The sequence below is a fragment of the Nocardioides imazamoxiresistens genome, assembly GCF_032378595.1.
GTDB classification, from domain to species: domain Bacteria; phylum Actinomycetota; class Actinomycetes; order Propionibacteriales; family Nocardioidaceae; genus Nocardioides; species Nocardioides imazamoxiresistens.
Genome location: NZ_JAVYII010000010.1, coordinates 38,952 through 65,734, shown reverse-complemented (window position 1 = coordinate 65,734; position 26,783 = coordinate 38,952). Strand labels below are relative to the sequence as shown.

Annotated in this window: 30 protein-coding genes; 8 read left to right on the top strand and 22 right to left on the bottom strand. The window is 72.6% G+C overall.

The features are described from left to right. Nucleotides 1–25: 25 nt before the first annotated feature. From RDV89_RS18770 to RDV89_RS18755, 4 genes are read right to left on the bottom strand one after another with little or no spacing between them, the layout of a single operon-like run. The gene (locus tag RDV89_RS18770; RefSeq protein ID WP_315735585.1) at nucleotides 26–946 is read right to left on the bottom strand and encodes a 5-oxoprolinase subunit C family protein; all 921 of its coding nucleotides are present in this window, start codon (nucleotides 944–946) and stop codon (nucleotides 26–28) included. Next, entirely contained in the window at nucleotides 943–1,617 is a 675-nt protein-coding gene (gene pxpB, locus RDV89_RS18765) for a 5-oxoprolinase subunit PxpB (RefSeq protein ID WP_315735583.1), read from the bottom strand. Before pxpB ends, RDV89_RS18770 begins: the two co-directional genes overlap by 4 nt. Beyond that, nucleotides 1,614–2,372: a LamB/YcsF family protein gene (locus RDV89_RS18760; RefSeq protein WP_315735581.1), complete on the bottom strand. Its 759-nt coding sequence runs from the start codon at nucleotides 2,370–2,372 to the stop codon at nucleotides 1,614–1,616. Before RDV89_RS18760 ends, pxpB begins: the two co-directional genes overlap by 4 nt. 14 nt (nucleotides 2,373–2,386) lie before the next feature. Next, nucleotides 2,387–3,601 carry an NRAMP family divalent metal transporter gene (locus tag RDV89_RS18755; protein WP_315735579.1) on the bottom strand — a complete coding sequence of 405 codons (1,215 nt, stop codon included), beginning with the start codon at nucleotides 3,599–3,601 and terminating at the stop codon, nucleotides 2,387–2,389. 133 nt (nucleotides 3,602–3,734) lie between these two features. Between RDV89_RS18755 and RDV89_RS18750 the strand changes: the two genes are divergently transcribed. The 3 genes from RDV89_RS18750 to RDV89_RS18740 all read left to right on the top strand — a co-directional run bounded on the left by RDV89_RS18750 (nucleotide 3,735) and on the right by RDV89_RS18740 (nucleotide 7,386). After that, nucleotides 3,735–4,466, top strand: a complete 732-nt coding sequence (locus RDV89_RS18750; RefSeq protein WP_315735577.1) for a GntR family transcriptional regulator — start codon at nucleotides 3,735–3,737, stop codon at nucleotides 4,464–4,466. A 156-nt stretch (nucleotides 4,467–4,622) separates the two neighbouring features. Continuing rightward, nucleotides 4,623–5,963 carry a crotonyl-CoA carboxylase/reductase gene (ccrA, locus tag RDV89_RS18745; protein ID WP_315735805.1) on the top strand — a complete coding sequence of 447 codons (1,341 nt, stop codon included), beginning with the start codon at nucleotides 4,623–4,625 and terminating at the stop codon, nucleotides 5,961–5,963. Between the two features lie 205 nt (nucleotides 5,964–6,168). Then, nucleotides 6,169–7,386 (top strand): coiled-coil domain-containing protein, encoded by a 1,218-nt coding sequence (locus RDV89_RS18740; protein ID WP_315735575.1) that lies wholly within the window; start codon nucleotides 6,169–6,171, stop codon nucleotides 7,384–7,386. 39 nt (nucleotides 7,387–7,425) lie between these two features. Here the strand turns inward: RDV89_RS18740 and RDV89_RS18735 are convergent, their stop codons facing one another. Then, on the bottom strand, nucleotides 7,426–8,442 hold the full coding sequence (locus RDV89_RS18735; RefSeq protein ID WP_315735573.1) for an EamA family transporter: 1,017 nt from the start codon (nucleotides 8,440–8,442) through the stop codon (nucleotides 7,426–7,428). 38 nt (nucleotides 8,443–8,480) lie between these two features. Between RDV89_RS18735 and RDV89_RS18730 the strand changes: the two genes are divergently transcribed. Further along, nucleotides 8,481–9,014: a CGNR zinc finger domain-containing protein gene (locus tag RDV89_RS18730; protein ID WP_315735572.1), complete on the top strand. Its 534-nt coding sequence runs from the start codon at nucleotides 8,481–8,483 to the stop codon at nucleotides 9,012–9,014. Nucleotides 9,015–9,057: 43 nt separating this feature from the next. Here the strand turns inward: RDV89_RS18730 and RDV89_RS18725 are convergent, their stop codons facing one another. The 5 genes from RDV89_RS18725 to RDV89_RS18705 all read right to left on the bottom strand — a co-directional run bounded on the left by RDV89_RS18725 (nucleotide 9,058) and on the right by RDV89_RS18705 (nucleotide 14,257). Beyond that, nucleotides 9,058–9,873, bottom strand: coding sequence for an alpha/beta hydrolase (locus RDV89_RS18725; RefSeq protein WP_315735570.1), 816 nt, complete (start codon nucleotides 9,871–9,873; stop codon nucleotides 9,058–9,060). A gap of 10 nt (nucleotides 9,874–9,883) precedes the next feature. After that, nucleotides 9,884–10,723 (bottom strand): endo alpha-1,4 polygalactosaminidase, encoded by an 840-nt coding sequence (locus RDV89_RS18720; protein ID WP_315735568.1) that lies wholly within the window; start codon nucleotides 10,721–10,723, stop codon nucleotides 9,884–9,886. After that, complete coding sequence (locus tag RDV89_RS18715; RefSeq protein ID WP_315735566.1) at nucleotides 10,723–11,295, bottom strand: hypothetical protein; 573 nt, start codon at nucleotides 11,293–11,295, stop codon at nucleotides 10,723–10,725. The genes RDV89_RS18720 and RDV89_RS18715 overlap by 1 nt, the downstream gene beginning before the upstream one ends. Nucleotides 11,296–11,347: 52 nt before the next feature. After that, nucleotides 11,348–12,571 carry a 3-hydroxyacyl-CoA dehydrogenase family protein gene (locus RDV89_RS18710; RefSeq protein WP_315735565.1) on the bottom strand — a complete coding sequence of 408 codons (1,224 nt, stop codon included), beginning with the start codon at nucleotides 12,569–12,571 and terminating at the stop codon, nucleotides 11,348–11,350. 108 nt (nucleotides 12,572–12,679) lie between these two features. Beyond that, nucleotides 12,680–14,257 (bottom strand): alanine/glycine:cation symporter family protein, encoded by a 1,578-nt coding sequence (locus RDV89_RS18705; RefSeq protein WP_315735563.1) that lies wholly within the window; start codon nucleotides 14,255–14,257, stop codon nucleotides 12,680–12,682. Between the two features lie 122 nt (nucleotides 14,258–14,379). Here RDV89_RS18705 and nucS point away from each other — a divergent pair, with 122 nt between their 5' ends. From nucS to RDV89_RS18690, 3 genes are read left to right on the top strand one after another with little or no spacing between them, the layout of a single operon-like run. Beyond that, a complete protein-coding gene (nucS, locus tag RDV89_RS18700; protein WP_315735561.1) occupies nucleotides 14,380–15,078 on the top strand; it encodes an endonuclease NucS in 699 nt (232 codons plus the stop codon). 10 nt (nucleotides 15,079–15,088) lie between these two features. Next, nucleotides 15,089–15,547, top strand: coding sequence for a WapI family immunity protein (locus RDV89_RS18695; RefSeq protein ID WP_315735559.1), 459 nt, complete (start codon nucleotides 15,089–15,091; stop codon nucleotides 15,545–15,547). A 1-nt stretch (nucleotide 15,548) separates the two neighbouring features. Further along, entirely contained in the window at nucleotides 15,549–16,079 is a 531-nt protein-coding gene (locus RDV89_RS18690) for a DUF952 domain-containing protein (protein ID WP_315735557.1), read from the top strand. On the opposite strand, the gene RDV89_RS18685 is transcribed toward RDV89_RS18690, so the two are convergent. The 5 genes from RDV89_RS18685 to RDV89_RS18665 all read right to left on the bottom strand — a co-directional run bounded on the left by RDV89_RS18685 (nucleotide 16,054) and on the right by RDV89_RS18665 (nucleotide 20,420). After that, nucleotides 16,054–17,037 (bottom strand): FAD-dependent oxidoreductase, encoded by a 984-nt coding sequence (locus RDV89_RS18685; protein WP_315735554.1) that lies wholly within the window; start codon nucleotides 17,035–17,037, stop codon nucleotides 16,054–16,056. The genes RDV89_RS18690 and RDV89_RS18685 overlap by 26 nt on opposite strands. A gap of 2 nt (nucleotides 17,038–17,039) precedes the next feature. Continuing rightward, complete coding sequence (locus tag RDV89_RS18680) at nucleotides 17,040–17,564, bottom strand: ferritin (protein ID WP_315735552.1); 525 nt, start codon at nucleotides 17,562–17,564, stop codon at nucleotides 17,040–17,042. A gap of 86 nt (nucleotides 17,565–17,650) precedes the next feature. After that, the gene (locus RDV89_RS18675) at nucleotides 17,651–17,842 is read right to left on the bottom strand and encodes a hypothetical protein (RefSeq protein ID WP_315735550.1); all 192 of its coding nucleotides are present in this window, start codon (nucleotides 17,840–17,842) and stop codon (nucleotides 17,651–17,653) included. A 46-nt stretch (nucleotides 17,843–17,888) separates the two neighbouring features. Further along, complete coding sequence (locus RDV89_RS18670; protein WP_315735549.1) at nucleotides 17,889–19,952, bottom strand: protein meaA; 2,064 nt, start codon at nucleotides 19,950–19,952, stop codon at nucleotides 17,889–17,891. A gap of 111 nt (nucleotides 19,953–20,063) precedes the next feature. Then, nucleotides 20,064–20,420 (bottom strand): STAS domain-containing protein, encoded by a 357-nt coding sequence (locus tag RDV89_RS18665; protein ID WP_315735547.1) that lies wholly within the window; start codon nucleotides 20,418–20,420, stop codon nucleotides 20,064–20,066. 184 nt (nucleotides 20,421–20,604) lie between these two features. Between RDV89_RS18665 and RDV89_RS18660 the strand changes: the two genes are divergently transcribed. After that, on the top strand, nucleotides 20,605–21,180 hold the full coding sequence (locus RDV89_RS18660; protein WP_315735803.1) for a cob(I)yrinic acid a,c-diamide adenosyltransferase: 576 nt from the start codon (nucleotides 20,605–20,607) through the stop codon (nucleotides 21,178–21,180). 5 nt (nucleotides 21,181–21,185) lie between these two features. Here RDV89_RS18660 and RDV89_RS18655 read toward each other — a convergent pair whose 3' ends face one another. The 7 genes from RDV89_RS18655 to atpA form a co-directional block, all read right to left on the bottom strand. Next, nucleotides 21,186–21,368, bottom strand: a complete 183-nt coding sequence (locus tag RDV89_RS18655) for a hypothetical protein (protein ID WP_315735546.1) — start codon at nucleotides 21,366–21,368, stop codon at nucleotides 21,186–21,188. Nucleotides 21,369–21,478: 110 nt separating this feature from the next. Continuing rightward, a complete protein-coding gene (locus tag RDV89_RS18650; protein ID WP_315735544.1) occupies nucleotides 21,479–21,769 on the bottom strand; it encodes an Rdx family protein in 291 nt (96 codons plus the stop codon). 8 nt (nucleotides 21,770–21,777) lie between these two features. Next, a complete protein-coding gene (locus tag RDV89_RS18645; protein WP_315735542.1) occupies nucleotides 21,778–22,218 on the bottom strand; it encodes a DUF2550 domain-containing protein in 441 nt (146 codons plus the stop codon). Between the two features lie 134 nt (nucleotides 22,219–22,352). Continuing rightward, the gene (locus RDV89_RS18640; RefSeq protein WP_315735539.1) at nucleotides 22,353–22,745 is read right to left on the bottom strand and encodes a F0F1 ATP synthase subunit epsilon; all 393 of its coding nucleotides are present in this window, start codon (nucleotides 22,743–22,745) and stop codon (nucleotides 22,353–22,355) included. Nucleotides 22,746–22,747: 2 nt separating this feature from the next. Further along, nucleotides 22,748–24,205, bottom strand: a complete 1,458-nt coding sequence (gene atpD / locus RDV89_RS18635; protein ID WP_315735537.1) for a F0F1 ATP synthase subunit beta — start codon at nucleotides 24,203–24,205, stop codon at nucleotides 22,748–22,750. A gap of 6 nt (nucleotides 24,206–24,211) precedes the next feature. Next, nucleotides 24,212–25,138 carry a F0F1 ATP synthase subunit gamma gene (locus RDV89_RS18630; RefSeq protein ID WP_315735535.1) on the bottom strand — a complete coding sequence of 309 codons (927 nt, stop codon included), beginning with the start codon at nucleotides 25,136–25,138 and terminating at the stop codon, nucleotides 24,212–24,214. A gap of 3 nt (nucleotides 25,139–25,141) precedes the next feature. Next, nucleotides 25,142–26,782 (bottom strand): F0F1 ATP synthase subunit alpha, encoded by a 1,641-nt coding sequence (atpA, locus tag RDV89_RS18625; RefSeq protein ID WP_315735533.1) that lies wholly within the window; start codon nucleotides 26,780–26,782, stop codon nucleotides 25,142–25,144. Nucleotide 26,783: the final 1 nt, after the last annotated feature.

The window sequence follows — 26,783 nt, the reverse complement described above, 5'->3', positions numbered from 1 at the left end:
TCGCCGGCCCTCGCTCGCCCGGTCCTCAGTCGCCCGGCGCGACCCACCGCAGCCTGACCTCCTCGCCGGGCCGCACCTGCGCCGCCCGGTCCACGTCGGCGTCGACGACGACGCCGACCACGGGGTAGCCGCCCGTCACCGGGTGGTCGGCCAGGAACAGCACCGGCTCCCCCGACGGCGGCACCTGCAGCGCTCCGCGCACCGCGCCCTCGCTCGGCAGCGACGCGTCGGGGTCGGCGGCCTCCAGCAGCCCGCCCGCTCCCCCGCGCTCCAGGCGCATCCCCACCCGGTCGCTGCGGGCCGAGGCGCGCCATGACCCGGCGACGAGCACCTCGGCGTCGGCGACCCAGTCGTCGCGCGGTCCGCGCACCACGCGCAGCTCGACGACGTCGTCGCCGGCAGCGCCCTGCGCAGCCGCGGGGGCCACGCCGTCGACGACGGGCTGCGACCCGGTCTCCTCGCCCACGCGGAGGACGTCGCCGTCGGCCAGCGGCGCCGGGCCGACCCCGGCGAGCACGTCGTGACTGCGGGAGCCGAGCACGGCGGGCACGTCGACTCCCCCGCGGACGGCCAGGTAGGAGCGCAGCCCGCGCCGGGGCGCACCGACCGTGACGCGCTCGCCGACGCGGGCGGCAGCGAGGGCGTACGGCCCGGTCGCGCGTCCTCCCACGCTCAGGTCCGCGGGGGCGCCGGTGAGGCACAGCCACACCACGGCGCCGTCCGGCCCGGTCACCTCGAGCTCGAGACCGCCCAGCGTCACCTCGAGCGCCGCGGCGCCCGGCAGGTTGCCGACCACCCGGTTGCCCAGGGCGTACGCGCCGCGGTCGGCCGCCCCGGACCGGCCCACGCCGATCCCGGCCTGTCCGGGACGTCCGGCGTCCTGGACGTACGCCGGGCCGCCCACCCGCCGCACGACCAGGGCCGGACGCCGGGCAGCGGCGCTCACGACGCCTCCACGAAGCGGACCGTCGCCCCCGGGCGCAGCAGGGCGGGCGGGTCGCGATCGAGGTCCCACAGGCTCAGCTCGGTGCGCCCGACCAGCTGCCAGCCGCCCGGCGAGCTGCGGGGGTAGACGCCGGAGAACTCGCCGGCCAGCCCGACGGCCCCGGCCGGTACGCTGGTGCGCGGCTCGGCGCGGCGCGGGACCTGCAGCCGCGGGTCGCCGCCCACGAGGTAGGCGAAGCCGGGCGCGAAGCCGCCGAACGCCACCCGCCAGGCCCGGCCCGTGTGCGCCGCGACGACCTCGCGCTCGGCGAGCCCCGTGAGCCGGGCGACCTCGGCCAGGTCCGGGCCGTCGTAGACGACGGCGATCTCGACCGTGCCGCCGGGAGCGTCGTCGCCCCCGAGGTCCGCGGAGCCGGGAGCACCGTCGGGGGTGTCGACGTCGTGGGCGTCCGCGATCCGTCGGGCCGCAGCGCGCAGGTCGGAGAGCGCCACGCCGTCGCGCGCCACGAGCAGCGCGGTGCGGGCGGCGGGCACGACCTCGGCGACCGGCCCCTCGCCCCCGAGGAGCCCCGAGCCCGTCACGGCGTCGACGAGCCGGACGACCGCGGGGGCGTCCGCGACCTCCACCAGCACGGCGCGGTCGCCGTACGGCAGCAGCCGGGCGCCGCTCACACGAACGCCCGCAGCGTCACGCCGGCGGCCTCGAGGCCCGCGCGCACCGCGCCGGCCATCGCGACGGCGCCGGGCGAGTCGCCGTGGACGCACACGGAGTCGGCCTCCACCCGCACGCTCGAGGAGTCGACCGCCTCGACGACGCCCTCGGTCGCGAGGCGCACGACGCGGGCCGCCACCTGGTCGGGGTCGTGCAGCACGGCGCCGGGCTCGCGGCGCGGGACGAGCGTGCCGTCGGGGGCGTACGCCCGGTCGGCGAACGCCTCGCGCACGGTGCGCAGGCCGGCCGCCTCCGCCCGGCGCAGCAGGACCGAGCCCGGCAGCCCCAGGACCGGCAGCGTCGGGTCGAGGGCGCGGACGGCGTCGACGACGGCCTGCGCCTGCTCCTCGTGGTGGACGACGGTGTTGTAGAGCGCGCCGTGCGGCTTCACGTAGGCCACCCGGCCGCCCTCGGCCCGCGCCAGCGCGTCGAGGGCCCCGATCTGGTAGAGGACGTCGTCGGCCAGGTGCTGCGGCTCCACGTCGATGAAGCGGCGCCCGAAGCCCGCCAGGTCGCGGTAGCCGACCTGCGCTCCGATCGCGACGCCCCCCGCCACGGCGGTGCGGCAGGTCTCGCGCAGGGTGCTCGGGTCGCCGGCGTGGAAACCGCAGGCCACGTTGGCGCTGGTGACCAGCGCGAGCACCGCCGCGTCGTCGCCCAGCTCCCAGCGGCCGAAGGACTCGCCGACGTCGCTGTTGAGGTCCATCGTCGTCATCGCGTCACCCTCCCTCACAGCTCCGTCAGCGGGATGAAGGAGCGGTACGCCAGGTACAGCGTCAGCAGCCACGCCAGCACGCCGATCAGCAGCAGCCAGCGCGGGTAGCGGTAGCCGTGCAGCAGGTCGCGGCGACGCCACGCGATCCACAGCAGCAGGCCGAAGCCGATCGGCAGGATCATGCCGTTGAACGCGCCGGCGAAGACGAGCAGCGTGACGGGCGCCTGCTCGATGACCACGAAGACGACCGTGGTGGCTGCGATGAACCCCACGGTCAGCAGGTTCCGGGTGCGCGCCGGGGTCGACGACGTCGTCACGAACGAGATGGAGGTGTAGGCGGCGCCGATCACCGAGGTCAGTGCGGCCGCCCAGAGGATCAGACCGAAGACGCGCAGCCCGGCCTCGCCGGCGGCGGCCTCGAAGGCGCTGCCCGCCGGGTTCGACTCGTCGAGGACGCTGCCGCCCGCGATCACGCCGAGGATGGCGAGGAAGAGCACGACGCGCATGACACCGGTGACGAGGATCCCGACCACCGAGCTCCGGCTGATCGCGCCGACCTCCTCGGGGCCGGTCGTGCCGGAGTCGAGGAGGCGGTGGGCGCCGGCGTACGTGATGTAGCCGCCCACGGTGCCGCCGATGATCGTGGTGACCGCCAGGAAGTCGAACTGCTCCGGGAGCACCACGTTGCGCAGCGACTCCCCCACCGGCGGGCTCGAGGTGATCGCGATCGCGGTGGTGGCCACGATCATCACGAGGCCGAGCAGCACGACGACGCGGTCGAGGGCGATGCCCGCGCGGTGGCTGAGGAAGATGCCGGCGGCGACCACGGCGGAGACCGCCCCGCCCCAGCGCGGGTCGAGCCCGAGCAGGGCGTCCGTGCCGAGGCCCGCGCCGGCGACGTTGCCGATGTTGAACACGAAGCCGCCGATGACGACCAGGCCGGCGAGCAGCCAGCCGGCGCCCGGGGCGACCTCGCCGGCGAGCTCGTGGGCGCGGCGGCCCGCGACGCCGATGACGCGCCACACGTTCAGCTGCACCGCGACGTCCACGACGATCGAGAGCACGATCGCGCAGGCGAAGGCGGCCCCGAGCTGCACGGTGAACGTGGCCGTCTGCGTGATGAAGCCGGGCCCGATGGCGCTCGTGGCCATCAGGAAGATCGCGCCGAGCAGCGCGGACCGGCGGCTGGCCGAGGTCACGGCCTCCTTGAGCGGCGGGGTCTCACCCATCGCGGGTCCTCCTCGTCAGGGGGTGGTCCGCGTCACCCTACGGATTGTTCAACAATCCCACAATCCCCGTCCCTCGCGCGATGACCGGCCGGCGTCCGGGCGACGTCGCGGTGATGACCTAGAGTCCGGACCCGTGGCCGCGTCGGAGCTCGACCCCCTCCTCGCCTCGCTGAGCGCAGCGCGGCTGCAGCGGCGCGCGGTGATGAGCACGTCGGCCGAGCGCGCGGCCCACGCCCTGCGCGAGCAGGTGACCGAGGGGACCCTGCGCTCGGGCACCCGACTGCCCGAGGTGCGCCTCGCCGAGGCGCTCGGCGTCTCGCGCAACACGCTGCGCGAGGCCCTCAGCCAGCTCGTGGCCGAGCGGATCCTGGTACGCGTGGAGCACCGTGGCGTCCTCGTCGCCACGCCCGACACCGCCGCCGTGCGCGACGTGTACGCCGCGCGACGCATCATCGAGCCGGCCGCGGTGCTGCACGGCCCGGCGGTCGACGCGGCGCACCTCGACGCGCTCGACGCGGCGGTGCGCGAGGGGACCGCAGCCAGCGGTCGCGGGGACTGGACCGGCGTCGGCAGCGCCAACCAGCACTTCCACCGCGCGGTCGTCGCGCTCGCCGGCAGCGAGCGCCTCGTCGCCCAGATGGAGCTCCTGCTCGCGGAGATGCGCCTGTTCTTCCACCAGATGGGAGACCCGGAGCCGTTCCACGCCCCCTACCTCGACGAGAACGCCGTCATCGCGGGCCACCTGCGCGCCGGACGGCGCGAGGCTGCGGCGACCCGGCTGGCGGCGTACCTCGGGACGGCCGAGGAGCAGCTCGTCGCGGGCTTCGGGGAGATCGCGGAGCGGGCGCGGACGACCCCGGCCTGAGGGCCGGCCGACGCCTCCGGCCACGGCCCGGGCCTGCAACGGCGCTGCAACCCGTCGCGGGCCAGAGTGAGACACACGCCACTCTGTGACCCACGACCGGTTACTCGCCGGTACGTTGCCGCCAGCCCTGCCCCCGAAGATTCAGGAGTGCACGACGTGCAGAACATCCTCGATGCGATCCTCTCCGGCAACGCCGAGACCGGTGACTACGCGAACCTCGACCTGCCGGAGCACTTCCGTGCGGTGACGGTGCACAAGGACGAGGTGGAGATGTTCGAGGGTGTGCCCTCGAAGGACAAGGACCCGCGCAAGTCGTTGCACGTGGAGGACGTGGCGTTGCCCGAGCTGGGTCCGGGTGAGGCGTTCGTGGCGGTGATGGCCTCGGCGATCAACTACAACACGGTGTGGACCTCGATCTTCGAGCCGGTCTCCACGTTCGGGTTCCTGGAGCGCTACGGGCGCCTCTCGCCGTTGACGAAGCGGCACGACCTGCCCTACCACATCGTGGGTTCGGACCTGTCCGGCGTGGTCGTGGCGACCGGTCCCGGGGTGACGAAGTGGAAGCCGGGCGACCGGGTGGTCGCGCACTGCCTCTCGGTCGAGCTGGAGGCCTCCGACGGCCACGACGACACGATGATGGATCCCGAGCAGCGGATCTGGGGCTTCGAGACCAACTTCGGCGGGCTGGCCGAGATCGCGATGGTCAAGGCCAACCAGCTGATGCCCAAGCCCGAGCACCTCACCTGGGAGGAGGCCGCCTCCCCGGGGCTGGTGAACTGCACCGCGTACCGCCAGCTGGTCTCGAAGAACGGCGGCAACATGAAGCAGGGCGACAACGTGCTGATCTGGGGTGCCTCCGGTGGCCTGGGCGGCTTCGCGACCCAGTACGCCCTCAACGGTGGCGCGACCCCGATCTGTGTGGTCTCGAACGAGGAGAAGGCGAACATCTGCCGCTCCATGGGCGCGGAGCTGATCATCAACCGCGCCGAGGAGGACTGGAAGTTCTGGGACGAGTCCGGCACGAAGCAGAACCCGAAGGAGTGGCAGCGCCTGGGCAAGAAGATCCGCGAGCTGACCGGCGGGGAGGACATCGACATCGTCTTCGAGCACCCCGGACGTGAGACCTTCGGCGCGAGCGTCTACGTCACCCGCAAGGGCGGCACGATCACCACCTGCGCCTCGACCACCGGGTTCATGCACGAGTACGACAACCGCTACCTGTGGATGAACCTCAAGCGGATCGTGTCGTCCCACTTCGCCAACTACCGCGAGTCGTGGGAGGCCAACCGCCTCGTCGCGAAGGCCAAGATCCACCCCACCCTCTCGCGCACCTACGGGCTCGAGGACGTCGGCCAGGCCGCCCTCGACGTCCACCACAACGCCCACCAGGGCAAGGTCGGCGTCCTGGCCCTCGCGCCCGAGGAAGGCCTCGGAGTCCTCGACCACGACCTGCGCGACCAGCACCTCGACGCCATCAACCGCTTCCGCGGCGTCTGAGCCGCCGGCGCACGGACGACCGGTCGCTCGGCCACGTCCGGCGGGGGTGCGGCCCCCGCCGGCCGTGGCTGATCATCTGCTGTGAGGCAGCGCGCCGGGGTGTGATCCGCCCCCCGGATCCGCAACACTAGGGACCACGCGCGACAGCGCGACGACGGGCGCGACCTCCCGCGTCACCCGCCAGCGGCCAGAGGAGTTCTCCACCATGAGCGACAAGGGACTGTCGATCTTCGACGACGAGTCGAGCAGCAGCGGCAACCCCGACCACCAGGCCACCCAGAGCCTCCCCGCCGTGCCCGCCGAGACCCAGGCGCGCCCGGCACTGCCGCAGCAGGGGGCCGCACGGCAGGACGCGCGGCACCAGGAGCAGCGACCCGCAGGGGGCGCCCCGGCGCGTGGCGTCGTCCCGGCCCTGCCGGTGGTGCGCCGCGGCGGCTACGACCAGGCCGCGGTCAACCGTGCCCTGCAGCAGATCGTGGACGAGAAGGCGGGACTGTCCGGCGCCCTGCAGTCCTCGGAGCAGCGGGCGGAGCAGCTCGAGGCCGAGCTCGACAGCCTGCGCAAGCAGCTGGCCGAGATGAAGAACCCGACCTACGCCGGCCTGGGCGGGCGCGCCAGCGAGATGCTGCGCCTGGCCGAGGAGGAGGCGGCCGAGGTCCGCACCACCGCCCAGCAGGAGGCCTCCGAGATCCTCGAGCAGGCCAACCGCGACGCCCGGGCCATCCGTGCGGACGCGGCCCGCGAGGCCGAGGACATGCGGGCGGTCCAGCTGCGCGACCTCGACGACCAGCGCACGCGCATCATCGCCGACGCCGAGCAGGAGCGGACCCTGGCGCGCTCGGAGGCCGCCGACCTGGTCGCCTCCGCGAAGCGCGAGTCGGCCCAGCTGCGCCTGGCCGCCGAGCAGGAGGCGAACGATCTGCGCAGCAGCGCGACCCGTGAGGCGGAGAAGCTGCGCGCCGGCGCCGACCGGGAGGTGCAGGAGGCCCGGCGGGCGCTCGCCGTCGAGAAGGAGCGCCTCGCCCGCGAGGCGGCCGACCACCACGCGAGCGCGATGGCCCAGACCAACCAGATCGTGACGGAGGCCGAGGAGCGCGCGAGCGCCGCCGAGGAGCGGGCCCGCGAGGCGATCTCGCAGGGGTCCGCACAGCGCGAGCAGGCCCAGCGCGAGGCCGAGGCCCTGCTGTCGCGGGCGCGCCGCGAGGCGGAGCAGATCGTCGCCTCCTCGCGCACGCAGGCGGAGTCGATCAACGCCTCCGGACACGCCGAGGCGGCCCGCGAGGTGGCCACGCTCAAGGCGGAGGCCGAGCGCCTGGCCCGCCGTCGCGACGCGATCACCGCGCAGCTCGGCGCCCTGCGCGACGTGGTGGCCGGGTTCGCGGACGAGGACACCGCCACGGCCGAGAAGTCGAAGGACGCCTGAGGGCTCCCGGGGCTCTCCGCCGAGAGCCCCGGGCCCGTCCTACGCGGTCCCGCCCGCCTGGGCGGTCTCGGCGGCCTCGGGCTCGCCGAGGCGTACCGCACGCACCCGCCCCTCCCCCAGCTTGACCACCACGACGCCGGCCAGGATCAGCAGGCCGCCGAGCAGCTGCCAGGGGCCGGGCAGCTCGTCCAGCAGGAGCCAGGCGAACAGCAGCGCCATGACGACCTCCGACAGCGCGACGAACGAGGCCAGCCGCGACCCGAGGCGCCGCGACGCGGCGATGCCCGTGACGTAGGCCAGCGCCGCTGAGACGAGCCCGAGCCCCAGCACGGGCACCCACCAGGCCACGACGAGCTCGCCGAACACGACGTCGGAGGTGCTCGCGGCCATCGGCAGCAGGCCGAGCAGACCGGCGGCCCCCAGGACCACGGCGCCGACGGTCAGCCCTCCTCCGGCGAGCACCACGCCCGGCAGGCCGTTGTCGCCGTCGGCGGAGATGATGAAGTACGCGGACGCCCCGACCATCGCGCCGAGGCCCCACAGCACCCCCACGACGTTGAGCGAGACGCCGCTCAGCACCCCGAGCACCATCGCCAGGCCGAACGCAGCGAGCGCGGCGCCGGCCAGCGTGACGGGACCGGGCCGCTGCCCGTGGCGCAGCCACATCCAGACCACGACCGCCACGGGTGCGGTGTACTCCAGCAGCAGCGCCACGCCGACCTGCAGGTACGAGACCGCGTAGAAGTAGCACAGCTGCGCCCCGGCCACCGCCAGGACGCCGTACAGCGCGACGGTCCCGAGCGCCCGCGGCCGCCCGATCAGCAGGGCCCAGCGCCCCCGCATCGCGAGCAGCGCGGGCACGAGCAGCACGAGGGCGGCCAGCCCGATCCGGGCGGTCACCGCCGCACCCGCGGTCCAGCCGGTCTCCAGCAGCCCCCGGGCGAACGACCCCGACAGCCCGAACGCCGACGCGGAGACGAGCGCCAGGAGGAGGCCGGCACCCGTGGTGCCGGCCCGCGCCCCGCTCGGCGGCGCGTCAGGAGTCACAGTCGTCATGACTCATGACAGTACGACCCGGTTGGTAAGGTGTCAAAATGCTTTTCGCGCATGACACCGAGATGTCCCTCTCCGCGGCGGTCACGCTGGCCAACACGGCGGAGGAGCCGGACACGCTGACGTCGGTCGCGGACCTGGACGACTTCTTCAGCGGGTTCGAGTACGCGGGCCGTCACGACCGCACGAGGGCCGAGCTCGACGAGGTCCGGGCCCTGCGTCCCCGCCTGCGCGCACTGCTGACGAGCGAGCGCGACGACGCGGTGGAGACCGTCAACGCGATGCTGGCCGAGGCGCGCGCCCTGCCGCAGCTGGCCCGCCACGACGGCTGGGACTGGCACCTGCACGCCGTCGACTCCGACCAGCCGCTGGCGGCCCGGATCCTCGTCGAGACCGCCATGGCGATGGTCGACGTGATCCGCTCCGACGAGATGAGCCGGCTCGGGACCTGCGCGGCCGACGAGTGCTCCGGCATCGTCCTCGACCTGTCGCGGAACCGGTCGCGGAAGTTCTGCTCCACGACCTGTGGCAACCGCACCGCCGTCGCGGCGTACCGCGCCCGTCAGACGACCTGAACCGCCGAGGCCGCCCGGACCGCCGGGCGGCCGGAGGCGGCCCTCAGCCCTGGTCCGCGGAGCGCTGGGCCGGTCCGGGCACCGCGACGTCCTTGTACGCGGCGAGGTTGTGCGCGTTGTAGGCACTCGTGTCGGCCGTCGTCATCGGGCCGTCCCACTCCCTCGGCAGCGGCCGGGCGACGTCGGGCGCCACGCGGGCGACGATCTCGTCGAGCGCGCGCTCCGCGTTGCCGACCCACAGGTGCTTGCCGCCCTCGATCGGCACGACCTCGGCCTGCGGCACGGCCGCGAAGCGCTCGCGCGCCTCGTCGGGTCGCAGGTAGTCGTCGAGCTCGGGGACCAGGGCGGTGAGCGGGCGGCCGTCGTCGGCCCACGCCGCCAGGTGCTCCGGCTGCGAGTAGCGCAGCGGCGGGCTGAGCAGGACCGCGCCCCGCACCACGGGGTCCAGCCCGTGCATCAGCGTGACGTCCGTGCCGAACGACCAGCCCACCAGCCAGACGTCCGGGAGGTCGTGGAACTCCGCGTACTCGATCGCGGCTGCGACGTCGAAGCGCTCGCCGACGCCGTTGTCGAAGGTGCCTTCGCTGGTGCCCTGCTCGCTCCACGTCCCGCGCGAGTTGTAGCGCAGCACGGCGACGCCCGCCAGTGCCGGCAGCCGGAAGGCGGCCTTGCGGAAGACCTGGCTGTCCATCATGCCGCCGTGGGTGGGCAGCGGGTGCAGGCAGATGATGGTCGCGACCGGCGCGCGGTCCTCCGGCACCGCCAGGTTCGCGACCAGCCTCAGGCCGTCCGCGGTCTCGAGGGTCAGCTCCTCGCGGACGGCGGGGAGGACGGAGTTCGCTCGGATCTTCTGGCCCACGCGGGCCAGGCTAGTCGCACCACTCGCGCTCGCCGTCGGGAGCCAGCTCGACGTCGCGGAACACGATCGGGACCTGGCCGCCGAGGCTGTCGCAGGCGGCCTCGAAGCCCTCCTCGGTGTACTCCACGATCAGCACGTGGTCGCCGAAGGCCTCCACGTAGGCGTCGCACTCGGAGAACGCGCCGCACTCCTCGACGACCGCGAAGTCGTAGCCCACGCTGGTGCCGTCCCAGCCCGCACGGTTCTTCTGGCCGGCTGCGAGCCCCGCCTCGTGGGCCGCGTCGACGAGCAGCTCGGCGTACGCGTCGGCGTCGGCCTCCGCGATGCGGCCCCCGCTGCGCGAGAAGGAGTCGAGGTTGTCGAGCTCGACGGCGTCGAACCCGTCGTCGGCGCAGCCCTCGATCTCGGGGCCCAGCTCGTCCACCAGCGCCTCGCGGTTCTCCGGCGTGGTGATGTCGAAGATGTACTCCTGCCAGACCTCGTCGATCACGGGCTCGCCGGAGTCGTCGCGCAGGATCAACTCCGAGTCCGCCCAGCGCTCCTCCTCGTCGGGCTGGCCCTGGAAGCCGTTGACGTAGCAGATGTCGTAGCCGCCGGTCGGCTCCGCCGTCCGGTCGCGCTCGACGATCGAGACGTCCTCGGGCACGTCGCGCGGTCCGCCGAGCTGGATGTCCCAGCGGGCGTCGGCGGGCGGCAGCGCGACCTCCCGGCCCGCGGCCGCGTCGTCACCGGCACCACCGTCCTCCGCGCCGTCGTCGGTCCCGCCCTGGGCCGAGCAGCCGAGGAGGACGACGAGCGCGGCCGGCAGCGCGACCAGGGCCCGGGCGCCCCGCGGTCCCCGACGGACCATCAGTCGTCGACCTCGACGTCGGAGATCGCACCCGGCTGCCCGGCCGAGGCCGCCTCGTTCCCGACCTGGACGACGACCTGGTAGTTGTCGCCGACGAACGTGCAGTACGACGACCCCGCCGCTCCCTCGCAGCCCTGCAGTGCGGGCGTACCGCGCAGGTCGTCCTCGTCGAAGAGCTCGTCGGCGTCGTCGAGGTCGCGCACGAGCTGCTCGGCCGCCGGCCGGTCACCGGCCTGCCACGCGTCGACGAACGCCTGGGCGTACGCCTGCGCGTCGGTCGGCAGGGCACCCCCCGCACCTCCCCCGCCGTCGGTCGGCGCCGTGGTGGGCGTCGAGGTCGCCCCTCCGCCCGCGCCGCCCTCGTCGGAGCCGCCGGTGCCCGTGCTCGTGGGCGACGCGTCCGGGGTCACGGTCTCCGTGACCGTCACCGTGGGCGTCGGGGCCGCCTCGTCGTCCCCGCCCGAGCAGGCGGCCAGCGCCGCGCCGCCCATGGCGAGGAGGGCCGCTGCGGCCGCTCCCCGCCGCGCGCGGTCGAACCGTCGTGCCTGCACCCGACCTGCTGTGGCGACCATGGCGCCCATCGAACACCCGCCGTCAAGCCCGGGCAGCGCCGACCGCGGGCGCTCACGCGTACTCGTGGAAGCCCGCCCCGGTCTTGCGCCCCAGGCGCCCCTGGGCGACCAGGCTCTCCAGGGTCGCCGCGGGCTTCAGGCCCGGCTCGCCGAACTCGGCGTGCAGCTCCTTCTGGATGGCCAGGGAGACGTCGGTGCCGACCACGTCGAGCAGCTCGAACGGGCCCATCGGCAGCCCGACCTGCGCCTTGATCGCGGCGTCGATCTCGACCAGCTGGTGCTCGCCCGCCTCGGCGAGCAGCACCGCGTCGTTGAGGTAGGGGAACAGCAGGGCGTTGACGATGAAGCCCGAGCGGTCGCCGCAGGAGACCGCGACCTTGCCCACGGAGGCGCACAGGGCCCGCACGGTCTCGTCCACTTCGGGGGAGGTCTGGTCGGTGGTGACGACCTCGACCAGCTTCATCACGGGGGCGGGGTTGAAGAAGTGCATCCCGATCACGGCCTCGGGCCGCTTCGTGGCGGCGCCGAGCTGGGTGATCGGCAGGGAGGACGTGGTGGTCGCCAGGATCGCCCCCGGCTTCGTGATCCGGTCCAGGTCGCGGTAGAGCTCCGTCTTGACGTCGAGGTCCTCGGCGATCGCCTCGACCACGAGGTCCACGTCGCCCAGCGCCTCGCGCTCGGTGGCGCCGGTGAGGCGCCCCAGGATCGCGTCCTTCGTCGCGGCGTCGCTGCGCCCCTTCTCGATGGCGCGGTCCTGGTTGCGGGTGATCTGGGTGACCACGGCGTCCAGCTTGTCCTGGCTGCGCCCGACGTAGACGACGTCGTAGCCCGCCTTGGCGAACACCTCGACGATGCCGCCGGCCATCGTCCCGGTCCCGACGACGCCGACCCGGGTGATCTCGTGACGCAGGGCCGGGGCGTCGTCGGCCGTGGGCGTCTCGTCGTCGGCGACGACCTCGCCGTCGGCGTAGGTGTAGAAGCCCCGACCCGACGCCTTGCCGGTGCGTCCCTCGCCCACCAGTCGCTCGAGGAGCTCGGCGGGACGGTGGAGCGGGTCACCCGTCTGCGCGTACCGGGCGGCCAGCGCGTCGCGCACGACGTCGAGGCCGATCTCGTCCAGCGCCGCGAGCGGGCCGACGGGGTAGCCGCAGCCGAAGCGCATGCCGGCGTCGACGTCGCCGCGGGAGGCGTACGCCTGCTCGTACATCCGCACCGCGTGGTTCAGGTACGGGTAGACCAGGGTGGCGCTGATCTGCTCGTTCGTTCCAGAGGTCATGGCCGGGATGATGGCACGAAACCTACTCGTGGGTAAGTACCTGGGCGCAGAGAAGTTCGCCCGTCCGGTCGGGCAGGCGCACGCCCGTGCGCCCGCCCGACGGGGGCGTCAGACCATCCGGCGCTCCTCCTTCGGCACGGGCGCGATCGACCCGTCCTTCAGACCGGCGCGGAACGAGCGCAGCTCGCGCTTCACGACCGGCAGCAACAGGTAGCAGGCCAGCAGGTTGACGATCGCGCACACGAAGAGCATCGAGTCCGCGAAGTCGATCACGGAGCCGAACGAGATGACCGTGCCGATCACGGTGAAGGAGCAGAACACCACCTTGAAGACCAGCTCGCTGCGCGGCGAGCGGCCGAACAGCTCCGTCCACGCCTTCATCGTGTAGTAGGACCAGGTGATCAGCGTCGAGAACGCGAACAGCGCGACGGCCAGGGCGAGGACGACCGGGAACCACGGCACGAACGTCTCGAAGGCGTTCGAGGTGACGACGACGCCGTCCGGAGCCGGTCCCCCGTCCGCGACGATCTGCCGCTGCTCGGAGTAGAACGCCGTGTCGGCGATGACGATGGTCAGCGCCGTCATCGTGCAGACGATCACCGTGTCGATGAACGGCTCGAACAGCGCGACGAAACCCTCGCTGACGGGGTGCTTGGTCTTGACCGCGGAGTGGGCGATCGGCGCCGAACCGACGCCCGCCTCGTTCGAGAACGCCGCGCGCTGGAAGCCGATGATCAGCACGCCGATGGCGCCACCGGCGACGCCCTCCGGCTGGAACGCTCCGGTGACGATCGAGCCGACGGCTCCGGGGGCGTGGTCGATGTTGAACCCGATGACGAGCGCGCAGGCCGTGAGGTAGATCAGTCCCATCGCGGGGACGAGGCGCGCGGTGGCACTGGCGATCGAGCGGATGCCGCCGATGATGACGGCCCCGACCATCACGGCCAGGACGATCCCGAAGCCCAGTGCGGCACCGGCGGAGGAGAGCATCCCGTCGTCGCCGCCCGTGACCTCCTTGGCCTGCGCGAAGGTCTGGTTGGCCTGGAACATGTTGCCGCCGACGGCGCCGAAGAAGAACAGGGCGACGGCGAAGATGCCGGTCAGCACCTTGGTCGGGATCTTCCCGAACCGCTCGAAGGCGACCGGGAGGTAGCGGAACGGTCCGCCGGTCACGGTGCCGTCCTCGTGGACCTCGCGGTACTTCACGCCCAGGGTGCACTCGACGAACTTCGTGCACATCCCGAACAGGCCCGCCAGGATCATCCAGAAGGTCGCACCGGGACCGCCGAGGGTGACGGCCGCGCCGACGCCGGCGATGTTGCCCAGACCCACGGTGCCGGACACGGCCGAGGTGAGCGCCTGGAAGTGGGTGATCTCGCCCGGGTCCGATCGCCGGCTGTACGTGCCGCGGACCAGCTTGGTCGAGAGGCCCGCGCTGCGGAACTGGATGCCGCGGAAGTAGATGGTGAAGATGACCGCCGCGGCGACCAGCCACAGCACGATGAGCGGAAAGGTGACCCCGCCGATGGTCGGGGCGTAGAAGATGACGTTGCTGACAGCGGTGGCGACCGGCTCGAAGGCGTCGCTGATCGTGGTCTCGAGGTCCCCGATCCAGCCGGACTGGGTCGGTTCGGCGGCCAGGTCCTGGCTGCCGGAGGGGGCCAGCAGTGGGTGCGCTGAGGTCATGCGCACCGACACAACCCGTCCCGGACGGGGAGCGTCAACGGCTGACGGTCGATCGTGACCCGCCTGTTGTCGAACCCGACCGCCGGACCCGCCGCGGTCGTGCGCGGGTAGATTCCTCCGGCGTGAGAATCGTCGTCGCTCGCTGCCAGGTCGACTACGCCGGCCGCCTGACCGCCCACCTGCCCATGGCCACGCGCGTCATCATGGTGAAGGCCGACGGCTCGGTGCTGGTCCACTCGGACGGGGGCTCCTACAAGCCCCTGAACTGGATGAGCCCGCCGTGCACGCTGCGCGAGGGCGCGACCGACGACGGCCAGGTCGAGTGGACGGTCACCAGCACGGCGTCCGGCAAGGGCCCCGGGGACACCCTGCGGATCCTCCTCGAGGAGGTGCACTCCGACTCCCGCCACGAGCTGGGCGTCGACCCCGGCCTGCAGAAGGACGGGGTCGAGAAGCACCTGCAGGCGCTGCTGGCCGACCACCCCGCGACGCTGGCCGACGGGCTGACGCTGGTGCGCCGGGAGTTCCCCACCGCCATCGGGCCCGTCGACCTGATGTGCCGCGACGCGGCGGGCGCCTCCGTGGCCGTCGAGATCAAGCGCCGCGGCGAGATCGACGGCGTCGAGCAGCTGACGCGCTACCTCGAGCTGCTCAACCGCGACCCCGCCCTCACCCGGCTGGGCCCGGTGCGCGGCATCTTCGCCGCCCAGGAGATCAAGCCGCAGGCCCGCGTGCTCGCCACCGACCGCGGCATCGCCTGCGCGGTCGTCGACTACGACGCCCTGCGCGGCATCGACGACGTCGAGGACCGGCTGTTCTGAGGCGTACGCCGTGACCCTGCGACTCCACGACGCGTCCGGGCACGGGCTGACGCTGCGCGTCGCGCACTACGAGCACCCCGACCGCACCGGGCCCCTCGACCACCACGACGGGTACGACGACGACGCCAACTGGCTCGTCGTCGACGGCGAGGTGGTCGACGGCGGGCGTCGGTGGGCCTTCCGCGCCCCGTGCCTGACGACCAGCGAGGCCGGCGCTCTGGCGCACTGGCTCCGCGAGGCTGCAGCGGGCCGCGCGCCCGCCCGCCTCGGCTTCGTCGAGCCCTGCCTCGGCCTCCGCATCGGACGGCAGGCGGGCGGGTCCGTCCACCTCACCGCGACGTTCGCGTCCCGGGCGCTGCCCCCCGGCGAGGAGGCGCCCCGCGCGGTCGCGCTCGTCGTACCCTCGGCGCACCTGCGACGCGCCGCCGAGGCGTGGTCGGAGCACCTGCTGGCCTACCCGGAGCGCTGACGTGCTGATCTTCCACATCTCCACCGTCTCCGACTGGACCCGTGCGCAGGCGGACGGCGCGTACACGACGTCCACCCGCGGCCGCACGCTCGAGCAGGAAGGTTTCCTGCACGCCGCGCGGCGCGAGCAGGTCCGCGGCGTCTTCGAGCGCTACTACGCCGACCTCGCCGAGCCGCTGGTGCTGCTGACGGTCGACACGGACCGCCTCGAGGAGGCCGGGGTGCCCTGGCGCGAGGACGCTGTCGGCGACGACCGCTACCCGCACGTGTACGGCGCGCTGCCGCCCGCCGCCGTGGTCCGGGTGACGCCGATGACCCGCAACGGGGTCGCGGCCTCGTTCACCGAGCTGTTCCTGCGCGAGGCGCTCGTCGCGGCCGCCTGGCTGCTCGGGGCGATGCTGCTCGCGGCGCTCGGCGTCGTCCTGGGGCGCGCGACGGGCACGGCCTGGGGGCCGTTCCTGGGCGGGGTCGTCGGGCTGGTGGTGGGCGGCGCCGTGGCGGTGCTGCTCAGCCGTCGGCGCGGGCGCCGCTGACGCCGGCGTCGCGGCGGGCCCCTGCGGCGTCGCCGCCGACGAGGCGTACGACCTCCTCGGCGCAGCCCCACGCCAGGGTGACCCCCGAGCCGCCGTGGCCGTAGCAGTGCACGACGTCGTCGACGCGCTCGACGCGCACCGAGGGCCGCAGCGGGCGCAGGCCCACCTTGTGGCGCAGCACGCGGGCGCCCCGCAGCTCGGGCACGAGGTGCGCGGCCCGCTCGAGGATCTCCTGCGCCGTCTCCGGGGAGGGGGTGCGGCTCCACTCCCCCTCGATCTCGGTGCCGCCGACCACGACGTCGTCGGAGCGCGGGACCACGTACGTCGGGTGGTCGCCGTCGCCGTCGCCCGGCGCGAGGCACCAGCGCTCGAGGCCGACCTGCTCGACGTAGAGGACCTGGCCCCGCACCGGGACCACCGTGCGGTCCGAGGCGAGCAGCCGGGCGCCGATGCCGGTCGCGTTGACCACGACGTCCGCGTGCGTCGGCAGGGCCGACAGGTTCATGCGGGTGACGGTCCCGCCCAGCTGCTCGACCCGCGAGTGCAACCACCGCAGGTGCAGCGGCATCTCGACGACGGGCAGCCGGAACGACCAGCCGCTGGCGTACCCGTCCGGCAGGCTCGTCTCACGGGCGGGCGTCGGCCCGGGGACCGAGGCCGCCCACCACGGCTCGCCCGTCGGGCGACGGGAGAGCTCCGTGCCGTCGCGCATCGTCACGCCGGCCGCGGGCTCGGTGTCGCTGAGGGCGTCCAGCACCGCGTAGGAGGTGCGGGCCCAGTCCGCGACGCGGGCCCGTGGCAGCGCCAGGTACGGGTACCAGATCGCCGCCGCGACCGAGGAGGTCGTCTCCAGCGGCAGGTCGCGCGCGACCACGTCCACCCGGTGCCCGGCCTCGAGCAGCCGCACGGCCGCCGTGAGACCGACGACGCCGGCGCCGACGACGATCACGCGGCTCATGCTCAGGCCCCGGCGACCGGAGGGGCGGTCGGGTCGGCACCCTCGCCGCCCTGCTCGCGCGCGACGTACTCCTCGATGTCGTTCACGTCGTCGCGGCTGCGGGTGACGACGGTCAGCAGGTCGCTCATGGTGGCGACCTCCTCGACCTGCTCCTTGATGAACCACTGCATGAACTGCTCGGAGGCGTAGTCGTGCTCCTCGCGGGCGATCCGGAGCAGTCCGTTGATCTGCTCGGTGACCTTCTTCTCCTGCGCGAGCGCGAGCTCCACCGGGGCGACCACGTCGGCGAAGCCGGACGTCGGCGCCTCGACGCCGGGGATCGTCACGTCCGCGTCGGTGTCGAGGAGGTACTGCACCATCATCATCGCGTGCTCGCGCTCCTCGAGCGCCTGGCCGTAGAAGAACGCCGCCATCTGCGGCATCGTCAAGGCGTCGTAGTGGACCGCGCACGCCAAGTACTGGTTGTGCGCCGCGAGCTCGTTGCCGATCTGGACGTTGAGCTGCTCGGCGAAGCGGGCGGCGGGCATGCGGGATCTCCTCGGTCGTCGGTCCGGGCCGGACGGCCCACGACGATTCAAGCAGACCTCGCGTCCCGCGGGGCGTCGCGCGGGGCTCAGGCCGCCTTCTGCAGCTTCTTCTTGCTGACCTTCTTGCCGTCGACGCGCACGAGGTGGCGGTGCTTGACGGTGTACCCGTCCGGCAGCGTGCCCTCCTTCAGCATGCGCAGGGGGCAGCGACCGCACCGCGACTTCGACTCGCAGCACTTCAGCTTGGGAAGCTTCTTCTTCCCCTTCGACTTGCCCACGTCGCGGATGCTACGGGACGACCGGGCAGATCAGCGAAGCCAACCCTTACCCGAGACCGTTGGCGCGGCGGATCACGTCGACGATGCCACCCATGATCTCCGTGAGCCCGAAGTCCTTCGGCGTGTAGACCGCGGCCACCCCGAGCTCGCGCAGCCGCCGGGCGTCGGAGTCGGGGATGATCCCGCCGACGATCACGGGGATGTCGCCCGCGCCCGCGTCCCGCAGGCCCTCGAGCACGTCCGGCACCAGCTCCATGTGCGAGCCCGACAGGATCGAGAGCCCGACGCAGTGCACGTCCTCGGCGACGGCCGCGGACGTGATCTGCTCCGGCGTCAGTCGGATGCCCTGGTAGACGACCTCGAACCCGGCGTCGCGCGCCCGCACCGCCACCTGCTCGGCGCCGTTGGAGTGGCCGTCGAGACCGGGCTTGCCGACGAGCAGTCGCAACCGGCCGCCCAGCTCGTCACCGGTCGCCGCGACCCGCTCGCGCACCGCGGTGAGCTCCGCGCCGGCCTCGGCCACGCCGACCGCGCCGGAGACCCCGGTCGGGGCGCGGAACTCGCCGAACACCTCGCGCAGCGTCGAGGCCCACTCCCCCGTCGTCGCGCCGGCGCGCGCGGCCTCGAGCGTGGCGTACATGAGGTTGGCGTCCGTCTTCGCGTCCGCGGCGAGCTTCGCGAGCGCGGCGGTGACCGCGGCCTCGTCGCGCTGGGCCTTCCAGGCCTCGACCGAGGCGATCGCCGCCTGCTCGGCCTCCGGGTCGGCGGTCTGGATCGCGCCGTCCAGGTCGGCGGTCAACGGCGAGGGCTCGGTCGTCTCGAACTTGTTCACCCCGACGATCACCTCGTCGCCCGACTCGATGCGCGAGCGGCGCGCGGCGTGCGAGGAGACCAGCGACTGCTTCATGTAGCCCGACTCGACGGCCGCGATCGCCCCACCCATCGCCTGGACCCGGTCGATCTCGGCCTTCGCACCCTCCACCAGCTCGGCCACCTTGGCCTCGATGACGGTGCTGCCGTCGAAGATGTCGCCGTACTCCAGCAGGTCGGACTCGTACGCCAGCACCTGCTGCAGGCGCAGCGACCACTGCTGGTCCCACGGGCGCGGCAGCCCGAGCGCCTCGTTCCACGCCGGCAGCTGCACGGCGCGGGCGCGGGCGTTCTTGCTCAGCGTCACCGCCAGCATCTCCAGCACGATGCGCTGCACGTTGTTCTCCGGCTGCGACTCGGTCAGGCCGAGGCTGTTGACCTGCACCCCGTAGCGGAACCGGCGCATCTTGGCGTCCTTCACGCCGTAGCGCTCGGCGGTGATCTCGTCCCACAGCTGCACGAAGGCGCGCATCTTGCAGGTCTCCTCGACGAAGCGCACCCCGGCGTTGACGAAGAACGAGATCCGCCCGACGACCTTCTCGAAGTCCTCCTCGCCGACCTGGCCGGCAGCCTTGACCGCGTCGAGGACCGCGATCGCGGTGCACAGGCTGTAGGCCAGCTCCTGCGTCGGCGTCGCCCCCGCCTCCTGCAGGTGGTAGCTGCAGATGTTGATCGGGTTCCACTTCGGGATCTGGTGGACCGTGTACGCGATCATGTCGCTGATCAGGCGCAGCGAGTGCTCCGGCCCGAACACGTACGTGCCCCGGGACAGGTACTCCTTGATGATGTCGTTCTGCGTCGTGCCCGCCAGCTGCTGGGCCACCTCCGAGGGGTCCAGTTCGGGGTTCTGCTCCTCCGCGGTCACCTGGTACATCGCGAGCAGCCACATCGCCGTGGCGTTGATCGTCATCGACGTGTTCATCGCGGTCAGCGGGATGTCGGCGAACAGCTTGCGCATCTCGCCCAGGTGCGGCACCGGCACCCCGACCTTGCCCACCTCGCCCCGCGAGAGCGGGCTGGTCGGGTCGTAGCCCGTCTGCGTCGGCAGGTCGAAGGCGACCGAGAGCCCGGTCTGTCCCTTGCCGAGGTTGGAGCGGTACAGCGCGTTCGACGCCTCGGCCGTGGAGTGACCGGCGTACGTCCGCATCACCCACGGGCGGTCCTTCGCCGGGCGCTGGGGGACGGCGGCGGGCGTGGGGGCTTCCGCGGCGTCGACGGCGCGGGGCGAGGAGTCACTCATGAGGGCAGAGTAAGCGAAAGTGACCCGTAAGTAACCACGTCCGGCAGGGTGGAATGTCACCCCTCCGATCGGCGGGCGCGCCCCCGCGCGCGTCCGCCGACCGGGGCCGGGTCAGGCCGGCACGTCGAGGCGCTCGACCTCGAGCAGGCGCGCGAGGTGCGAGACGTGCATGAGACGCCGCACCCCGGGCCGGGGCCCGGCCACGAGGAGGTGGCGCCCGGCGTGCGTGGCCCGCCAGCTCGCGACGGCGAGCACGCGGAGCCCGGTCAGGTCGGCGTTGTCGACCTCGGAGAGGTCCACCACGACCCGCTCGTACGCGGCCACGGCGGCGTCGACGGCGTCGCGGACCCAGTAGGTGCTGCGACCGTCGAGGTCCCCGACCAGCTGCAACCGCGGACCGTCGCCGAGGATCTCCATGCGGCTGCCCGCGGCGCTGCTGCGACCTGCTGACGTGCTGAGCTCATCCATGCGAATGCCTCACTCCCGGAGTTCGCCGAGTCGCGCTCTCACACCTGACAGACGCTTCCGGCGCCGACCGGGTTGCATCCGATCCGCGCCCCGCTGCCGCGGTGTGAGATGGGCCACACTGTACGCCGCCGAGGCGCCGTGGCGGCGCTCCTCGCCGCGTCGCGCGGCTGTCATGCTGGGCGGCATGGTCAACCTGACGCGCATCTACACCCGCACGGGCGACGCCGGCCGCACCCGTCTCGGCGACATGAGCGAGACGACGAAGACGGACCTGCGGCTTGAGGCGTACGCCGACGTCGACGAGGCGAACGCCCACATCGGGGTCGCGCTCTCGGTCGGCGGGCTCGACGAGGACGTCGTCGGCGTGCTCACCCACGTGCAGAACGACCTGTTCGACGTCGGCGCCGACTTCTGCACCCCCGTCGTCGCCGAGCCCGAGTTCCCGCCGCTGCGCATCGAGCAGGAGTACGTCGACCGGCTCGAGGGCTGGTGCGACGCGTACAACGAGGACCTCCCGAAGCTCCGCTCGTTCATCCTCAACGGCGGCACCGCCGGCGCTGCTCACCTGCACGTCGCCCGGACGGTCGTGCGCCGCGCCGAGCGCGCCGCCTGGGCCGCCCACGAGGTGCACGCCGAGACGATGAACGTCGTCGCGATCACCTACCTCAACCGGCTCAGCGACCTGCTGTTCATCCTGGCGCGCCACGCGAACCGCGCCCAGGGCGACGTGCTGTGGGTGCCGGGCGGCGACCGGGGCTGAGCGCCTCACGCCGCTCTCCCCCGTCGCCACAGGCCCTCGACGAGGTCGATCACCCCGACGACCACGAGGACGATCCCGAGCGGACGGCCCTCGAACCACCCCAGCTCGGCGTCGGGGAACCCCAGGGCGAGGACGGCACCGGCCGCGACGAGCGCGACGCCGATCGCGAGCTGCAGTGCGGTGGTCATGGCTCCACCCTCGCGGACGCCGACCGGACGGCGCGTCCGCCGATGGTCGGACGTCGTGCGACTTCGGTCGCGGGGTCGTCCGCCCACGGGTGGACGTGGCGGGCCGGTCCTCAGCCCGACGTGCGGTCGGCGTGGCCGAGCGAGCGCCCCGGCGCGACGAGGTCGCGCACCCGGCGCTTCGCCTCGGTGATCTCGGGGAACCCGCCGTCGGTCTTGCGGTTCCACACGCCGTGCCGCTCGCCGTCGACGGTCACGTCGATCCGGAACACCCCGCCCGTCGCGGGCGCGAGCGCGACCTCGTCCAGCTCGTCGGCGAAGGTCTGCAGCAGCTCACCGGCGTACCAGCTCGCGCGGAGCAGCCAGTTGCACTGCGTGCAGTAGGTGATGCGGACGCTCGCCACGGTCGCGCTCAGACGTGCTCGGTCGTGCCGGGCGGCTTGGCCTCGAGCCAGGCCTGCAGGCCCATCAGCGACGAGGCGCTCATCGCCAGCTCGTCGACGCCGTCGGGCGTCGTGCACTCGACCACGAGGTGGCCGTCGTAGAGCGAGACGGCCTCGGGGCCCTGCGGCGCACGGCGGGAGACGTACTCCAGCTCCGTGCGCTGCCAGGCTCGCTTCGGTCGCGGGGAGAGGGAGAAGATGCGGAACCACTCGAGCCGTCCGCCCGCGTAGCGGCCGAGGCCGAGGACCCAGCCGTGACCGGGGCGTGCCTGGGGGCTGCGGACGCTGAGCTCGAAGGTGCCGCCGTGGCGCGAGAGCGTGCGGCGACGGACGACGAGACCCACCCCGTACAGGAGGACGAGCCCGACGAGCACGGCGACGACGTCGAGCACCACCTGCCACAGGGGCATCCGTCACCTCCCTCGACCCTCGCCGGTCCCTCCCGCGCGAGCCGCTTCACGCCGAGGATGGGAAAAGACTACTGCCCGGCTCCGCGCCACGAGGGCGAGGGCCGGGCAGCAGCCGGTGGTGCGTGGCGCAGGTCTCAGGAGGCCTGCTCCGCGGCGCGGATCCGCGCCTCGGCGAGGCGCAGGGTCTCCAGCGCCTCGGTGTCGTCCTCGCCGGCCGCGGCGGCGCGCTCGGCGTCCGCCCGGGCCTTCTCGAGGTCGATGTCGTGCGACAGCTCGGCGTACTCCGCGAGCACCGAGACGCGGTTGTCGGCGACGGAGAGGAACCCGTCGGAGACCGCCGCGACCCAGGTCTGACCCTCGTCGGACTGGATGTCGACCACGCCGTGCGAGAGCAGCGAGAGCAGCGGCGCGTGACCCGGCAGGATGCCCACGTCACCCGCGACGGTGCGCGCGATGATGCGGACGGCCTCGCCGGACCACACCACGCGGTCCGCGCTGACGAGCTCGACGTGCAGGGTGCCGGCCATCGTCAGAGGCTCTTCTGGATCTCGGCCCACTTGGCCTCGACGTCGTCGAGGCCACCGCACATGAAGAACGCCTGCTCGGCGACGTGGTCGTACTCGCCCTCGGCGATCTTGTTGAACGCCTCGATGGTGTCCGCGATGGAGACCGTCGAGCCCTCGATGCCCGTGAACTGCTTGGCCACGTAGGTGTTCTGCGACAGGAAGCGCTGGATGCGACGCGCGCGGTGCACGACGACCTTGTCCTCCTCGGAGAGCTCGTCCACACCGAGGATCGCGATGATGTCCTGCAGCTCCTTGTTGCGCTGCAGGATCTGCTTCACGCGGATGGCGCAGTCGTAGTGCTCCTTGCCGATGTACTGCGGGTCGAGGATCCGCGAGGTCGACGTGAGCGGGTCCACGGCGGGGTAGATACCGAGCGACGCGATGTCGCGCGAGAGCTCCGTCGTGGCGTCGAGGTGCGCGAACGTCGTGGCCGGCGCCGGGTCGGTGTAGTCGTCGGCGGGCACGTAGATCGCCTGCATCGAGGTGATCGAGTGACCGCGCGTCGAGGTGATCCGCTCCTGGAGCTGACCCATCTCGTCCGCCAGGTTCGGCTGGTAGCCCACCGCGCTCGGCATGCGGCCGAGCAGGGTCGAGACCTCCGAGCCGGCCTGCGTGAACCGGAAGATGTTGTCGACGAACAGCAGCACGTCCTGCTTCTGGACGTCGCGGAAGTACTCCGCCATCGTCAGCGCGGACAGGGCGACGCGCAGGCGCGTGCCCGGCGGCTCGTCCATCTGGCCGAAGACGAGAGCGGTCTGCCCGAAGACGCCCGCCTCCTCCATCTCGACCATCAGGTCGTTGCCCTCGCGGGTGCGCTCACCCACGCCGGCGAACACCGACACACCGCCGTGGTTGCGGGCCACACGCGCGATCATCTCCTGGATGAGCACGGTCTTGCCCACGCCCGCGCCGCCGAACAGACCGATCTTTCCACCGGTCACGTAGGGCGTGAGGAGGTCGATGACCTTGATGCCGGTCTCGAACATCTGCGTCTTCGACTCGAGCTGGTCGAAGGCCGGCGCCTTGCGGTGGATGCCCCACCGCTCGTTCACCTCGAGCGTCTCGCCCTCGGGGAGGTTCAGGCAGTCGCCGGTCGTGTTGAACACCTTGCCGAGGGTGATGTCACCCACGGGGACGGTGATCGACTCGCCGGTGTCGCGCACCTGCAGGCCGCGGACCAGGCCGTCGGTCGGCTTCATCGAGATGGCACGCACCATGCCGTCGCCGATGTGCTGCGCGACCTCGAGCGTGATCGTCGTCGACTCGCCGCCGAGGTCGAACGTGACCTTGAGGGCGTTGTAGATCGCCGGCATCGCGTCGGTCGGGAACTCGATGTCCACGACCGGGCCGATGACGCGGGCGATGCGGCCGACGGAACCGGTGGCCCCGCCAGCCTGGGTCTCTTCAACAGTGGCAGTCATTACTTCTCACTCGCTCCCGGCTTGGGCGTCGGCCAGCGCGTTGACGCCACCGACGATCTCGCTGATTTCCTGGGTGATGCCGGCCTGGCGGGCCTGGTTGGCGATCCGCTTGTACTTCTTGATGAGCTCGTCCGCGTTGTCCGTGGCCGACTTCATCGCCTTCTGACGTGCGGCGAGCTCGGAGGCCGCCGCCTGCAGGAGCGCGAAGAAGATCCGGCTCTGCACGTACTTCGGCAGCAGCGCGTCCAGCACCTCGGTGCCCGACGGCTCGAACTCGTAGAGCGGCAGCAGGTCGCCCTGCTCGGGCGCCTCCTCCCCCTCGACGACCTCGAGCGGCAGCAGGCGGATCGCCTGCGGCTCCTGCACCAGCATCGAGCGGAAGCGCGTGAAGACCACGTGCACCTCGTCGGCGCCGGCGATGTCGTCCACGACCTCGCCGGTCTCCGTGAGGAACGCCGAGATCAGCGTCTGCCCGATCGCCTTCGCGTCGTCGTACGACGGCTGGTCGCTGTAGCCGGTCCACGCCCGGGCCACGTCCCGCTGGCGGAACTTGAAGTACGCCTCGCCCTTGCGGCCGCTGACGTACAGGTCCACCTTCTTGCCCTCGGCGCCGAGCCGCTCGACGAGCCGCTCCGCCTCCTTGAGCACGTTGGCCGAGTACGCCCCGGCCAGGCCGCGGTCGCTCGTCACGACGAGGACCGCGGCACGGGTCGGGTTCTCCGGCTCCGTGGTCAGCGGGTGGTCGACGTTCGAGAACGTCGCCACCGCCGACACGGCTCGGGTGAGCTCCCGGGCGTACGGCGCGGCGGCCTGCGCCCGCTGCTGCGCCTTGATGATGCGGGACGCAGCGATGAGCTCCATGGCGCGCGTGATCTTCTTCATCGACTCGGTCGATCGGATCCGCGCGCGGTACTCACGCAGCGAAACGGCCATGGGTCAGCCCCGCTTCTGCTTGACGATCTGCTCCTGCTCGAGCTCGTCGTCCTCGAGCGCCTCGTGCGACTCCTTGCCGGCCTTGATCGACTGGCCGTCGGAGGTCTCGAACTGGTCGAGGAACGAGTCGTAGGCGCTGGCCAGCGAGTCCGCGGTCGAGTCCTCGAACTTGAGGGACTCGCGGATGCCGGCCAGGACGCCGTCGTGGGAGCGACGCAGGTAGTCCAGGAACTCCTGCTCGAAGCGGAGCACGTCGTCGGTGGGGACCTTGTCGAGGCGGCCGGAGGTGCCCAGCCACAGCGACACGGTCATCTCGTCGATCGGGTACGGCGAGTACTGCGCCTGCTTGAGCAGGGCCATCAGCCGCTGGCCGCGGTCGAGCTGCTGGCGCGAGGCCGCGTCGAGGTCGGAGGCGAACATCGCGAACGCCTCCATGGCGCGGAACTGCGCCAGGTCGACCTTGAGCGAGCCGGTGACGGCCTTCATCGCCTTCGTCATCGCCGCGCCACCCACGCGGGAGACCGAGACGCCGACGTCGATCGCGGGCCGCTGGTTGGCCGCGAACAGGTCGGACTGCAGGAAGATCTGGCCGTCGGTGATCGAGATGACGTTGGTCGGGATGAACGCCGAGACGTCGTTGGCCTTCGTCTCGATGATCGGCAGGCCGGTCATCGAGCCCGCGCCGAGCTCGTCGCTGAGCTTCGCGCAGCGCTCGAGCAGCCGGGAGTGCAGGTAGAAGACGTCACCCGGGTACGCCTCGCGGCCCGGCGGGCGGCGCAGCAGCAGCGACACGGCGCGGTACGCCTCGGCCTGCTTGGTCAGGTCGTCGAACACGATGAGGACGTGCTTGCCCTCGTACATCCAGTGCTGGCCGATGGCCGAGCCGGTGTAGGGCGCGAGGTACTTGAAGCCCGCCGAGTCCGACGCCGGGGCGGCGACGATCGTCGTGTACTCCAGGGCGCCGGCCTCCTCGAGCGCGCCACGCACGGAGGCGATGGTCGAGCCCTTCTGGCCGATGGCGACGTAGATGCAGCGGACCTGCTTCGACGGGTCGCCCGACTCCCAGTTCTGCTTCTGGTTGATGATCGTGTCGATCGCGATCGTGGTCTTGCCCGTCGCGCGGTCGCCGATGATCAGCTGGCGCTGGCCACGGCCGATGGGCGTCATGGCGTCGATGGCCTTGATGCCGGTGGCGAGCGGCTCGTGCACCGACTTGCGCTCCACCACGGTGGGCGCCTGGAGCTCGAGGGCGCGGCGGCCGACGGTCTCGATGTCGCCCAGTCCGTCGATGGCCTTGCCCAGCGGGTCCACGACCCGGCCGAGGTAGCCGTCGCCGACGGGCACCGAGAGGACCTCGCCCGTGCGCTTGACGGTCTGGCCCTCCTCGATGTTGTCGAAGTCACCGAGGATGACGACGCCGATCTCGCGGGCGTCGAGGTTCAGCGCGAGGCCGAGCGTGCCGTCCTCGAACTCGAGCAGCTCGTTGGCCATCGCGGACGGCAGGCCCGAGACACGGGCGATGCCGTCGGCGGCCTCGGCGACCAGGCCGACCTCTTCACGGCTGGCGGTCTCGGGCGTGTAGTCCGACACGAAACGCTGCAGCGCGTCGCGGATCTCGTCCGGACGGATCGAAAGCTCCGTCATC